The sequence below is a fragment of the Bacteroidota bacterium genome (genome assembly GCA_025059945.1).
Taxonomy (GTDB): domain Bacteria; phylum Bacteroidota; class Rhodothermia; order JANXDC01; family JANXDC01; genus JANXDC01.
Window position 1 is genome coordinate 45312 of record JANXDC010000001.1, and the last position, 12580, is coordinate 57891.

The 12580-nt window shown below is 64.1% G+C and carries 10 protein-coding genes; 6 read left to right on the plus strand and 4 right to left on the minus strand.

The genetic code is table 11. The features are described from left to right. Position 1 precedes the first annotated feature (1 nt). The 4 genes from NZ993_00220 to NZ993_00235 all read left to right on the plus strand — a co-directional run bounded on the left by NZ993_00220 (position 2) and on the right by NZ993_00235 (position 5427). Positions 2 to 1657, plus strand: coding sequence for an exonuclease domain-containing protein (locus NZ993_00220; protein MCS7154224.1), 1656 nt, complete (start codon positions 2 to 4; stop codon positions 1655 to 1657). Positions 1658 to 1688: 31 nt separating this feature from the next. Next, positions 1689 to 3785, plus strand: coding sequence for a thiamine pyrophosphate-dependent enzyme (locus tag NZ993_00225; GenBank protein ID MCS7154225.1), 2097 nt, complete (start codon positions 1689 to 1691; stop codon positions 3783 to 3785). Next, the gene (locus NZ993_00230) at positions 3785 to 4771 is read left to right on the plus strand and encodes an NAD(P)H-quinone oxidoreductase (GenBank protein ID MCS7154226.1); all 987 of its coding nucleotides are present in this window, start codon (positions 3785 to 3787) and stop codon (positions 4769 to 4771) included. Before NZ993_00225 ends, NZ993_00230 begins: the two co-directional genes overlap by 1 nt. Positions 4772 to 4878: 107 nt before the next feature. Next, a complete protein-coding gene (locus NZ993_00235) occupies positions 4879 to 5427 on the plus strand; it encodes a hypothetical protein (protein MCS7154227.1) in 549 nt (182 codons plus the stop codon). 9 nt (positions 5428 to 5436) lie between these two features. Here the strand turns inward: NZ993_00235 and NZ993_00240 are convergent, their stop codons facing one another. From NZ993_00240 to NZ993_00255, 4 genes are read right to left on the minus strand one after another with little or no spacing between them, the layout of a single operon-like run. Continuing rightward, a complete protein-coding gene (locus tag NZ993_00240) occupies positions 5437 to 6474 on the minus strand; it encodes a glycosyltransferase family 2 protein (GenBank protein MCS7154228.1) in 1038 nt (345 codons plus the stop codon). 40 nt (positions 6475 to 6514) lie between these two features. Next, positions 6515 to 7873 (minus strand): phosphoglucosamine mutase, encoded by a 1359-nt coding sequence (gene glmM / locus NZ993_00245; GenBank protein MCS7154229.1) that lies wholly within the window; start codon positions 7871 to 7873, stop codon positions 6515 to 6517. A 15-nt stretch (positions 7874 to 7888) separates the two neighbouring features. Continuing rightward, positions 7889 to 8368 (minus strand): thioredoxin family protein, encoded by a 480-nt coding sequence (locus NZ993_00250; GenBank protein ID MCS7154230.1) that lies wholly within the window; start codon positions 8366 to 8368, stop codon positions 7889 to 7891. A 4-nt stretch (positions 8369 to 8372) separates the two neighbouring features. Then, positions 8373 to 9917: an aldehyde dehydrogenase family protein gene (locus NZ993_00255; GenBank protein MCS7154231.1), complete on the minus strand. Its 1545-nt coding sequence runs from the start codon at positions 9915 to 9917 to the stop codon at positions 8373 to 8375. A gap of 261 nt (positions 9918 to 10178) precedes the next feature. Here NZ993_00255 and NZ993_00260 point away from each other — a divergent pair, with 261 nt between their 5' ends. Continuing rightward, the gene (locus NZ993_00260; protein ID MCS7154232.1) at positions 10179 to 11411 is read left to right on the plus strand and encodes an FAD-binding oxidoreductase; all 1233 of its coding nucleotides are present in this window, start codon (positions 10179 to 10181) and stop codon (positions 11409 to 11411) included. An 86-nt stretch (positions 11412 to 11497) separates the two neighbouring features. After that, positions 11498 to 12574: a N(4)-(beta-N-acetylglucosaminyl)-L-asparaginase gene (locus NZ993_00265; GenBank protein ID MCS7154233.1), complete on the plus strand. Its 1077-nt coding sequence runs from the start codon at positions 11498 to 11500 to the stop codon at positions 12572 to 12574. Positions 12575 to 12580: the final 6 nt, after the last annotated feature.

Consider the following 12580-nt stretch of genomic DNA (forward strand, 5'->3'; position numbering starts at 1 on the left):
TATGAGGCGCTTTGAGCAACGAACCGAACCGGAGCTAGCTTCGCTCTATGAGCCGCAGCGTTTCTGGAATCGGCCCGTGGTGATTCTGGATTGCGAAAGCACGGGTGTCCGAGTCGAACGCGACCGGATCATCGAGCTCGCCCTCTGGCGCATAGATCCGGAGGGGAGGCAAGAGCGCTTCGCGAGCCTCCTCAACCCTGAGACGTGGTTACCCCCTCACATTGCGGCCCTTACGGGCATCCGGCCAGCCGAGCTTTGGCGGGCTCCGCGTTTTCAGGACCTATGGCCAAAGTTGCATCCTTTACTTGAGGGGGCCGTGCTGGTGGGCCATAACGTCCGCTTCGATGTGCGCCTTTTGCAGGCCGAGCTGCGTCGGCTGGGGGTTGCATGGAAGCCTGGGCCGACCCTGTGCACCCTGCGGCTAGCGCGTCGGCTGCTCCCGGGCCTTCCGAGCCGCTCGCTGGACGCTTTGGCGAAGTATTTGGGCCTAGAACCTCGTCTGCGGCACCGGGCCATGCCCGATGTAGAGCTGACCAAACAGATTCTGGATTTTCTCGCGCATCAGGCTGCCCAGCAAGAGGGGTTGCGCTCGCTTGCGGAGCTGCTCTCCTGGCAGTACGCGAGCAAGTACCTGCGCACGCAGGTCCCTAGTTTGCGCGCGCTGGAGCCCGTGCTGCGCCAGGTGCCCAAGACCCCTGGCATATACCGTTTCTACGGTTCAGACGGGCAGCTACTCTATGTGGGCAAAGCCGCATGCCTACGCAAGCGGGTGCAAAGCCACTTCACGGCCTTGGACAGCAAGCCCGTACACCTGCAGGGCCTCATAAAACGTGTAAGCGCCATTGAGTGGCAGGAGGCGCGCTGCGAGCTGGAGGCCCTGCTTATGGAGGCTTGGGAGATCGCACGATATCGACCGCCCTTCAACCGACAGGGTGCGCGTCCTGCGCGCGGGTTTTTCGTTCGCCTAGCTCCTCCTGGTGAGCGGTTTGCGGTGCACTGGACTTTTGACGTCGACCCAGAGGATTCGGGCCACTACTATGGGCCCTTTCGACGTCGAGATTGGGCCGCTCGGGTAGTCGACCTGGTTCGGGAGCACATCTCAGGCTTGCCTGAAGAGAAGCGCTGGGCGGTCGCACGGCGTTTTTTATCTCAAGCTTCCAATGGCATCTTGGAGGCGGTGCGGGTCCGCATGCTACGGGCAGCAGAAGAAGAGGATTTCGAAGAGGCCATCGCGTGGCGGGAGCTATGGAGCGAACTACGCCGCGTGCTCGGTTGGATGCCCGAAGGGCCCGCTTCCCTGGAGTCGGGCAATACGTTAGGACGCGAGCACGCGGGTCGCTCAGTGCGGCTGTGGCTGGTGCGCGGCGGATCCTGGATGGGCGTGCGCGATTTTCCGGCCTCGATCTCCCCGTCGATCCTGGCCGAGGCCCTGGCTCGATGGTGGGCCGAAGCCGTCGTGGAATGGCCCCCTGGGGTTAAGCGCGCGCCCCGTTGGTGGCGCATTCGTGAGCGGCGGCTGCTGTTGCGCTGGATAGCGCTTCATGGAACGCGGGATCGCGTGTTTGCCTTGGGCCCAGAGCCTGATTGGCTGGAGGCCGCCCGGTGGGCTCTATCGGACTTGCCCCCCATCTTGCCGCCCAAGCAGAGTCCGTTGTAGCTTGCCCTGCGTCAAGCAGGCGGAACCGCTCATGAAAGCCGAACAAGCCGGGCTTGCGGCCACAGCATGGTCGCAAGGGATCCGCTGGGAGGAAGTGGCGCGGTTATTTCTGCTCTCTCGGGCTCTGGATCGAATCGAGGAGCAGGAGCTCGTGCCCCAGCGCCTGGTGACGTATCAGTTCTCGGCCCGAGGCCATGAGCTGGTGCAGATCCTCCTGGGCTTGGCCTTGCGCCATCCCCACGACGGGGCGGCCGTCTATTACCGCTCGCGCCCCTTTATGCTCTCCGTCGGGCTGACGCCAGTTGAGGCGCTGCGGGCCACGATGGGCAGGTCCCAAAGCCCCTCTGAGGGCCGCGACATCGGGGTGGTCTTCAACATGCCTCCTAGGCTCGGAGTAACGGTCCTGCCCATGAGCGGCGACGTGGGCGCTCAGTTCACCCCGGCTGTGGGATGGGCACAGGCCATTCGGTACCGGACCGAGGTGCTGGGGCACGCCGACTGGAACGGGGCCATAGCGGCCGCCTTGGCCGGAGATGCGGCCTGCGCCACAGGCGGGTTCTGGGCCGCGCTGACGATCGCCACCACGCTTCGGTTGCCCATGTTATTTTTCATCGAGGACAACGGCTACGGCATCTCCGTGCCCGCCGCGCTGCAAATCCCCGGAGGTAACATCGCCCAAGCCCTACGGGCCTTTCCTCAGCTAAAGGTTTTCGACGCCGACGGCACAGATCCTCAGGAGGCCGCTCAGACGATCCAGGAGGCCGTGGGCCTGTTGCGGGAGGGCGAAGGCCCGGTATTGGCGCGCTTTTCCGTACCGCGCCTGTGCGGGCATTCCGTTACGGATAACCAAGCCTACAAATCCCCCGAAGAACGAGCCCAAGAAGAGGCCCGAGACCCACTGCGCAGGTTGCGGCAATGGATGGCGCGCACGGCGGGATGGGACGAGGCGCACTGGGCGGAGGAGGAAGAGGCCGCCGAGCGCCGGGTGCGGCAGGCGCTTGCAGAGGCCCTGCGGACGCCGGAGCCGGATCCTCAGACGGTGACCCGGTTCGTATACCATGAACCGGCGCATCCGCAGCAGGTGGGGGGGCTGCTTCCGGAAGGTTGGCGTCCGGAACCCACAGAGCCGGAGCCGCGGCCCTCGGATCGAACGCGGATCAACATGGGGGAGGCGATCCGGCGCACGTTGCGCTCGGAACTATCCCGCAATCCCCGAATGCTCGTTTTCGGCGAGGATGTGGGCCTAAAGGGGGGCGTGCACGGCGTCACCTTGGATCTTCAGCGGGAATTCGGTCCGGCGCGCGTTTTCGATACTTCCCTCAATGAAGAGGGCATCATAGGGCGCGCTTTGGGTATGGCCCTGGCCGGCCTGCTGCCGGTTCCGGAGATCCAGTTTCGCAAGTACGCCGATCCAGCCACCGAGCAGCTCAACGACATAGGGACGATCCGGTGGCGCACGGCCGGCCGCTTTGCCGCGCCGATGGTGGTGCGCATCCCCGTTGGACATGGCCGCCGCACCGGAGATCCCTGGCACAGTGTCTCCGGGGAGGCCGTTTTCGCGCACACCCCCGGCTGGGTGATCCTGTATCCCTCGGATGCCGAGGAGGCCGTGGGGCTGCTGCGCTCGGCGCTGCGGGGCAACGATCCGGTTTTGTTCTTGGAACACCGGGCCCTACTGGACGCCCCGGAAGCCCGGCGCCCCTATCCGGGGGACGATTACGGGATCCCCATCGGACGGGCGAGGCGGGTTCGGTCGGGTTCGGCCCTTACCGTGGTCAGTTGGGGTGAGGCCCTGCATCGGGTTCTGGCCGCCATAGAGGGGCTTGAGGAGCAAGCCATTGAGGTGTTGGACCTGCGCACGGTGCATCCCTGGGATCGGGAGACGGTCTTTGCTTCCGTGCGCAAAACAGGTCGCCTTCTGGTGGTGCACGAGGATACGCGCACCTGCGGGATCGGGGCCGAAATGCTGGCGGCGGTCTGCGAGGAGCTCTTCGAGTACCTCGATGCGCCCGTAGCGCGCTTGGCTGTCCCCGACGTGCCGGTCCCGTACAACCGGGGCCTTATGGAGGCTGTCTTGCCCTCGGTGGAGCGCATCCGCCAAAACATAGAGCGGCTCCTGCGCTACTGATGCGAGCCGTTTGGATAGAACGCTTCGCGGGCCCGGAGGGTCTGTTGTTGCGTGAGGGCCTAGCTCCTCCGGAGCCAGGCCCTGAGCAGATCTTGGTGCGCGTACACGCCTCAGCCCTCAACCGAGCCGATCTGCTCCAGACCTGGGGTCGGTATCCGCCCCCTGAGGGGACCCCGGAGCGCATCCCGGGCCTGGAATGCGCAGGCGAGGTTGTGGCAACGGGCCCCGGGGTGCGACGCTGGCGAGCCGGGGATCGCGTTATGGCTCTGCTTGCCGGCGGAGGGCAGGCCGAGTACGCCGTTGCGCATGAGGCGCTCGCCTGGCCCGTTCCCGAGGGCATGTCTTGGGCGGAGGCGGCGGCCATACCGGAGGCCTTCATCACGGCTTGGGACGCGCTGGTTCGACAAGCTCGGCTGCGTCTGGGCCAGAGTGTGCTGATTCATGCTGTGGGAAGCGGTGTGGGTCTGGCCGCGCTGCAAATCGCGCGCTTGGCGGGGGCTCGTTCGGTCTACGGTACGGCCTCGGCGCCCAAGCTTGAACGCGCCCGCTCTTGGGGGCTCACCGAGGGATGGGATTATCGGAGCGTGGATTTTGTGCAGGCTCTGCGCGAGCGCGAGCCCGAGGGCGTCTCCGTGGTGCTCGATTGCATTGGGGGGCCGTACTGGATGCGCAACCTGGAGGTACTCCAGCCGAAAGGCCATCTGGTCTTGCTGGGCACGCTCGGCGGGGCCCACCTGCCCCAGGAGGCCACATTGGGCCCGCTTATAACGAAACGCCTGCGCCTGATCGGCACGGTGCTGCGCACACGTCCCCTCTGGGAGAAGATCGCGGTGGCTGAGGCCTTCCGTCAGGAGCTTTGGCCCCTGCTGGCCGACGGACGGTTGCGGCCCACTGTGGATCGCGCTTTTGCCGCCCTCGAGGTCCAGGCGGCCTATCGGTACATGGCGGCCAATGCCAATTTCGGCAAAATCGTGCTGCTCTGGTAGGAGCGCTCTTGTGAGCAGGCTTGTCGGCTTTTTATCTTTGCCAAGGAAAGCGAAGAAATCGCGGGGAGGGAAGAGGATCTAACGCTCAAAAAAGGGAGGAGCTCACGATGCGACCCGTTTCCGGGCTGCTTCTAGTCGGCGTTCTGATGCTGGTTGGGCCCTTAGGCTGCGATTTGCTCGGCAATCTTTCGCGCGTGGGCACCACGTATACTATTGAATTCGAAGTGCCCCCGGTGCAGCCCAATAGCAACTTTTCGGCTACGCAGCAGGCCAACTTTAAGGCCAAGCTCGACAGCATCATGCGGGCGAACAACATCTCGGATTCTGACCTCAATAACGCCCGTGTGGACTCAATCCGGTTCACGATCCTGAGCCCTTCGAACGGCACCTTTGACTTCGTGCAATCCATCTCGATCTGGCTCTCCTCTCCAAGCCTAGGGGAGCAGCAGGTGCTGGGCGCTGGACCGGGATCGATCTCGCCGGGCCGCAATTCCGTGGTCTTGCCCGCACTGCCCACGGCAGACATCCTGGCCTACATCCGCGGAGGCCCCTTTACGGCGCGCGCCGAAGGTCGTTCCACTAGCACGGGCACTAGCACGACGTATCGAATCCAGGCCGTGCTGTATACGAACATCTCCTTCGATGTCTTCCCGTAGATCGCGCGCCTAGGAGACCGACCAGCCCAGATCGGCGAAACGGCGACGCCGAAAGACGTAGTAGGCTAGCGCGATAGAGCCGGGATACACAGTCGGGGGGTCACCCCAGCGGACGCGCTCGGCTAGCAGCCGCTTTCGTTGCGCTTTTAGTTCCCGTCGCCGGGCCCAGGCCTCTAGGTAGGCTCGCCCTACGGCGGCGGCCCAATCCGGACGTCCGCGTACCAGATACAGAAGAGCTGCCGCCAGATCCAGCCCTATGCGCACCAAAAGCCGCCTCCACAGGTGACGGGGGGGCAAGTTGCGGTAGAGCATATATAGGCCGTTGCGGTGGTTGTAGTAGAGCTTGCGCGCATCCCCATAGGCCAGGGATCCCCCTCCGACGTGGTAGACCACGCTTTGGGGAATGGCCCGGACGCGATAGCCCAGGTTCTGCAGGCGCCAGCAGAAATCGATCTCCTCTTGATGCAGGACGAAGCTCGGCTCAAAGCCGCCGAGGCGCTCGGCCAGCGCGCGGCGCACCACCAAGGCCGCCCCGGAGGCCCAGAAGATGTCCGCCGGCTGATTGTATTGGCCCCGGTCTTCCTCTAGCGTGTCGAACATGCGGCCCCGCGCGAACGGATATCCATAGCGGTCCAAATACCCCCCGGCCGCTCCGGCGTATTCAAACCGGCCTCGGGCGTGATAATCCAAGACTTTAGGTTGTACGGCCCCGAGCGTCGGATCCTGCTCCAACGACGAAATAAGAGGCTGTAGCCAGTAGGGGGTGACCTCCACGTCGTTGTTCAGAAAGGCCACGTAAAGGCCCGTGGCGTGCCGAAGCCCCTCGTTGGCCCCCTCGCAGAAGCCCCGGTTTTCGCCTAGCCGCATGACCCGTACGCTCGGATAGTGCAGGCTGACCCATTCCGCCGAGCCATCCGTGGAGCCGTTGTCGACCAGCAGAACCTCTTGATCCGGATACGCCGCGCCCAGAACGCTGGGAAGGCAGCGTTCCAGCCAGTGCCGTGCGTTCCAGCTGGGGATGACGACGCTTACGCGGGGCCAGCTCATTCAGGCCGTCCGAGCATAAGGTGATAGACAAGGTGGGCGCTCATGTCGAGACGGCTTCGGCCCAACGTCGGACCTCTTGCGCCAGCGCCTCGGCCTCCGAGCGCGTGCGGGCCTCCACATGCAGGCGCGCGATGGGCTCGGTGTTCGAGGCGCGCAGGTGGATCCAGCAATCCGGCAGGATCACCTTTAGCCCGTCGCGCGTATCGAACTCCGCCCGTCCCGCATAGGCTTGTTGAATCGCCTCAAAGAGCCGCTCCAGGGCTGGCCGAGGGAGTCCTTCGAGGCGGTCTTTTATCATTTCGTATCGGGGAAGATGCGCGCGAAGGCCCGATAGGCTAAGTCCGGTCTCCGCCAGCAGCCCCAAGATCAGCGCCAGACCTGTTAGGGCATCCCGCCCCTCGTGGATCTCAGGCAGGATCACCCCTCCGTTGCCCTCCCCGCCCAAAACGGCCCCTACGAGCCGAATGCCCTCTATGACGTGCCGCTCGCCTACGGGGGTGCGGTAGACCAGCTGACCATGCTGGGCCGCTACGTCTTCAAGGGCGCGCGTTGTGGAGAGATTGGCCACAAGCGGGCCGGGCCGATGCCGGAGCACAAAAGCGGCTGCGGCTACCAGTGTGTACTCTTCTCCGAAGTAGACGCCGTCCTCCTGTACAAGGGCAAGTCGATCGGCATCGGGGTCCACCGCCACCCCCAGGTCCGCCCGCATCCTCAAGACCGCGTCCATGAGCTCGCCAAGGTGTTCGGGCAAAGGCTCTGGGGGATGGGGGAAGGGCTCCTGAGGGTTGCAGTGCAGCGGGATCACCTCGCAGCCCAGCCGATCCAGCAGGCGGGGTAGGGCGAGGCTTCCGGCTCCGTTGACGGCGTCGAGCACGATCCGAAAGTGCCGGGCTCGGATCGCCCCCAGGGGCAGATACGGCAGGGCAAGAATGCGTTCGATGTGCTGCTCTAGGTGGCTTTTGTCCTTTCTGTAGCCGCCGAGCTCGCGATAGGGGACGTAGCGAAGCCTTCCAGATCGGGCCAGCTCAAGTACGCTGCGGCCGTCCTGGGCGCTCAAGGCGGCTCCGTCGGGCCCGAGCATTTTGAGCGCGTTCCACTCTGGGGGGTTATGGCTGGCCGTGATCACAAGGCCGCCTCGGGCGCTCTCGGCGCGCACGGCCACGCCCACGGTGGGCGTGGGGGCTACGCCGATGTCCACCACCTCGCAACCGACGCATTGCAGGGTGGAGGCTACAATGCGGGCTGCCGGAACGCTTGTGGGCCGCGTGTCGCGCCCGAGCACAACTTTGCCGCGCTCGCACCAAGCCCCGAAGGCGGCCGCATATCGGACCAGATCCTCTGGAGTAAGCTCCAGCCCGAAAACCCCGCGGATGCCCGAAACGGAGATCATGAGCGCCATGGTCGGAATGCCGCCTTAACGTCGCCAAGTATCGCGCGCATCGCGCAGCAGCTGCTCGAAGATCTCAAAGCGCAATTCGCCGTAGTTGAAGGCGTACCGGAGCTCGCCGGAGCGGAAAATCCACGTTGTGGGCACCCAAGTGACGGGCAGGCCCATGAAGCGCTGCTGGCGTTGGGAGCGCTCCGAGGGGCCAGGTATGTGCAGGAGCCGAAAGTTAGGTTGTTCGCCTACGGCGTAGCGCGTCAGCAAGGCGCGGCCGTCGTCTGCGTCGCTCCAGATCGTCACAAAAAAGAACCGGACCTGCGGGTGCGCCTCGATGATCCGGTACCAGCCCTGACGCAGCTCGGCCTGGCTATTGGGGCACCAGGGGGCCCAAAAGTGCACAACCGTGATCGCCGTATCCTGTACGGCCCGATACAGGATGCGCTCCACAGGATGCCATACCGCCGTATCAGGGCTCGCCCAGAGGAGCGAAGCTACAAGGGCCGCAAGCATCGGGCTAACTTTCCAAGCCAAGTCTTTCCGTGTCGATCTGGGCGCGCTGCAGGCGGCCTGAGTAGTCGATGTAAACCGTTTTGGTCTCCGTGTAGAAATCGAAGACCTCCCACCCCCCCTCTCGATGTCCGTTGCCGGTCTGCTTGACCCCGCCAAAGGGCAGGTGGGCCTCGGCTCCGATTGTGGGGGCGTTCACGTACGTGATGCCCGCCTCGATCTCCCGGATCGCGTAGAAGGCGTCCTGTAGGTTGCGCGTGTAGATCGAAGAGGAAAGCCCGTATCGGGTGCCGTTCAGGACCTGAATGGCCTCCTGAAGCGAACGGACCCGAATGACGCTAAGAACGGGGCCGAAGATCTCCTCTTGCGCGATGCGCATCTCGGGCCGCACCTCTGCAAAGATCGTCGGCTGATAGAACCACCCCTTCTGCAAGGGGCCCTCTGCGGCCGGAGCGCCTCCGCAGAGAAGCCGCGCCCCCTCTTCGATACCGATCTTCACGTAACGGTCCACGGTCTCGCGCTGGGCCCGGCTGACCAGGGGCCCCACGTCCGTGTCGGGGTCCAGGCCGTTGCCCAGCCGAAGCCGCAGGGTGCGCTCAAGAAGCCTCTCCAGAAACAGATCGTATACGGCCTCGTGCAGAATAAGCCGGCTTGTGGCCGTGCATCGCTGTCCGGTGGTGCCGAAGGCGCCCCAGAGCACGCCGTCGAGGGCCAAATCCAAGTCGGCGTCCGGCATGACGATGACGGCGTTTTTGCCCCCCAGCTCCAAAGAGACGCGTTTTAACCCATCAGCGGCCATGCGGCAGATCTGCACCCCTACCTCTGTGGAGCCCGTAAAGCTGATAAGCGCCACATCGGGGTGACGCACAATGGCCGCGCCCACTCCAGAGCCTGTGCCATGCACGAGATTAAGCACGCCGGGCGGAAGGCCGGCTTCTTCCAAGATCTCCACAAGCGTGGTGGCCGTCTTGGGGGTAAGCTGAGCGGGCTTGAAGACCACCGTGTTGCCGCAGACGAGCGCCGGAAAGATCTTCCAGGTCGGGATGGCCAGAGGGAAGTTCCATGGGGTGATGATGCCGGCCACGCCCACGGGCATCCGGATGGTCATGTTGAACTTGCTGGGTAGCTCGCTCGGAACCGTATGCCCGAAAAGCCGCCTTCCCTCGGAAGCCGCATAGTAGGCCGTGTCGATGCCCTCCTGAACATCTCCGCGCGTCTCCAACAGGATCTTGCCCATTTCGCGCGTCATCTCCCGGGCGATCTCCTCCTTGCGGGCCTGTAGGATATCGCCGGCCCGCCGGATGATCTCCCCCCGCTTCGGAGCCGGTACCTTACGCCATCGCTCGAAGGCCGCCCGGGCGGCCTCTACGGCTTCTTGCACGTCCTCCTCGGTGGAAAGCGGAAAGAGACCAATTAGATCGTCCCAGTCGGCCGGGTTGCGATTCTCAAACCACTGGCCGCTGCGGCTGGGCTTCCAACGTCCGTTGATGTAATTGTAGTGCTCTCGGGGCGGATCTAAAACCTGCGCGCTCTGCGTCTGGGGTCGTTCCATGCGAGGTTCCTCTCTAGAGCTCGTTATGCCAAAAAATAGCGGCCCACCGGAGAGCGGCGCAAACGGTTGTCTGAAACCCCTCCGCTTGTGAATATTCCGCTCTATAAACCAAAAGGGGCGCCGGCGGTTCAGGCCTGACGCCCCTGAGGAGGTACAACACATGCGCTTGGATGTGCTATCCCTTATACAGCAAATGCTGTGCCCGATGTTCCCAGATCGTGCATTGCTTGCTTTTTGCGTTTCTAGCGCAGAGAGTTAGCCGTGGAGAGCCTGCCGTATTGGTTTCGCGGCCAGAACCCGATCCGCGGGGAGGGGGAAATTCCTGCCGCGGCCGACCTGGTCATCATTGGAGCCGGTATCACGGGAGCTTCCGTGGCCTGGTGGGCGAGCCGAGCCCGGTTGGGTTCGGTTTGGATCTTGGAGGAACGTCCCGCTCCCGCGACGGGCGCTTCTGGCCGCAACGCGGGCTTTAACCTAGCCGGCACCGTAACGCCGTATCCAGAGCTCATCAGGCGCTTCGGACGGGAGGCCGCGCGCGCGATCTGGGCTTACACGCTAGAGAACAACCGAGCGGTGCGCGCAACGCTTGAGGAGCTGGGCTATGATGTGGAACTGGTGCGCTCCGGAAGCCTCCTTTTGGCCGCCTCCGAGGCTGAGCGAGCTGATCAGCTGTTGGCAGCTGCTCTGTTAAGAGAAGATGGTTTTCCCGTCGAAAGCCTGGAGCACGATGATGTGGCGCGCCTGTGGGGCTTTCCCGTGCCTGATCGGTTTTGGGGGGCGCTTTTTAACCCCGAGGACGCCCGCTGGAATCCGGCCAAGGCCAGCCAGGGGCTGCTTCGGTCGGCCCAGCTCGAGGGGGCCCGTTTAGCTTTGGAGAGTCCGGTCTGGCATCTGGAGGAGGGCTCAGGCTCGGTTCGCCTCTATACCCCCAAGGGGCGGATCGAGGCGGGCGCCGTTGTGCTGGCCACAAACGCCTGGGTGGGCCGGCTAATCCGGGAGCTTGTGGGCCGTGTGGTGCCGGTGCGGGCGCAGGTGCTCGCTACGGCCCCGATTCCCAGGCTTTTTCCCCATGCCACCTCTACGAACTATGGCTACGAGTATTGGCAGCAAGATCAAGAAGGGCGCCTGATCCTGGGCGGCTATCGGTGGTCGGTCCCGGATCGCGAGATAGGCTGCGCTGTCGAGGGGCTAAGGCCAGAGGTTCAGGCCGGATTAGAAAGGTTTTTGCGCCAGACCTTTCCGCAGCTGGCGGATGTGCCCATCGAATACCGGTGGAGCGGTATAATGGGCTTTAGCTACGATGAGCTGCCTCTGTTGGGTCCCGTACCGGGATGGTCGCGGCTTTGGATGGCGGGAGGATACACGGGGCACGGGACGGCCTTCGCGTTCTGGTTTGGTCGGGATCTCGTGCGCGCTCTCCAGGAGGGCTGGTATCCAGAGGGGGCGCTCCGCTACTTCGATACGGCTCGCCTGGAGCGCCTGGCCTCGGTGTAACGATCTGGTTTGGACTCCCGGACGCGATTGCCCCTTTGAGGGTGAGCCCGTAGCTTTCGGGCGCGTCTATAGCCGAGGAGGTCGGTATGAGCGTTTCTCGTCGGGATTTTCTGCGCACCGCGGCCGCCGCAGGAGTCGGCGCGGCCGCCGCGCCGTATGCAAGCGCCTTTGAATCCGTCTGGGGAGCGTCTTCCGAGGCCCCACAACGGGCTCCTCGGCCCGTTGTGATCGCCAGCGGCAACGGGCTTCGCGCTGTCGAGAAGGCTATGCAGATGATCCTAGAAGGTGCTGACGCATTGGACGCCGTCATAGCCGGGGTGAACCTGGTCGAAGACGATCCCGAGGACATGACGGTCGGGTTAGGGGGGTTGCCCAACGAGCGCGGCGAGGTCGAGCTGGACGCCTCCGTTATGCACGGACCCACGCATCGAGCCGGGGCCGTGGCCGCGCTCAAATACATCCGCAACCCCTCCAAAGTGGCCCGTCTTGTGATGGAGCGCACCGATCACGTGCTGCTCGTCGGCGAGGGGGCGTTGCAGTTCGCCCTTATGCACGGTTTCAAAAAGGAGGAGCTGCTTACCGAGAAGGCCCGCCTGGCCTGGGTGCAGTGGAAGGAGACGCTGAGCAACCGGGACGACTACCTGCCGCCGCACGGCCCACAGGATCGAGACATCGGCGAAGAGCTTCGGGAGGTGATCCGCTACTACGGTACGATCTCCTGTCTGGGTCTTGATTTGCGGGGCAACCTGTCGGGTGTGACGACCACAAGCGGGCTCGCCTTCAAAATCCCGGGCCGCGTAGGAGATTCTCCGATTATCGGAGCGGGTCTATACGTCGACAACGAAGTCGGAGCGGCGGGCTCAACCGGCCGCGGCGAGGCTAATTTGGTGAACTGCTCTTGTGTGTTCATCGTAGAACAGATGCGCGCCGGCAGGTCTCCTGAAGAGGCCTGCCTGGAGGCCTGTAAGCGCATCGTGCAACACAACAAGATGCGGCGCCTGCAGGACGAACAGGGACGGCCGAACTTCAACGTGCGCTTCTACGCCATCAACAAGGCCGGCCAGTTCGGATCGGCCGAGATCTGGCGTAGCGGCAAGTTCGCCCTGCACGACGGCACCCAGGCTCGGCTCTTGGATTGCGCCTACCTGTACGAGCGCCGTTGAGCTCCG

Bases quoted from the DNA above. Each gene is read 5' to 3' on its own strand.
- NZ993_00220 (MCS7154224.1), top strand. From the start codon at position 2: ATGAGGCGCTTTGAGCAACGAACCGAACCGGAGCTAGCTTCGCTCTAT.
- NZ993_00225 (MCS7154225.1), top strand. From the start codon at position 1,689: ATGAAAGCCGAACAAGCCGGGCTTGCGGCCACAGCATGGTCGCAAGGG.
- NZ993_00230 (MCS7154226.1), top strand. From the start codon at position 3,785: ATGCGAGCCGTTTGGATAGAACGCTTCGCGGGCCCGGAGGGTCTGTTG.
- NZ993_00235 (MCS7154227.1), top strand. From the start codon at position 4,879: ATGCGACCCGTTTCCGGGCTGCTTCTAGTCGGCGTTCTGATGCTGGTT.
- NZ993_00240 (MCS7154228.1), bottom strand. From the start codon at position 6,474: ATGAGCTGGCCCCGCGTAAGCGTCGTCATCCCCAGCTGGAACGCACGG.
- glmM (MCS7154229.1), bottom strand. From the start codon at position 7,873: ATGGCGCTCATGATCTCCGTTTCGGGCATCCGCGGGGTTTTCGGGCTG.
- NZ993_00250 (MCS7154230.1), bottom strand. From the start codon at position 8,368: ATGCTTGCGGCCCTTGTAGCTTCGCTCCTCTGGGCGAGCCCTGATACG.
- NZ993_00255 (MCS7154231.1), bottom strand. From the start codon at position 9,917: ATGGAACGACCCCAGACGCAGAGCGCGCAGGTTTTAGATCCGCCCCGA.
- NZ993_00265 (MCS7154233.1), top strand. From the start codon at position 11,498: ATGAGCGTTTCTCGTCGGGATTTTCTGCGCACCGCGGCCGCCGCAGGA.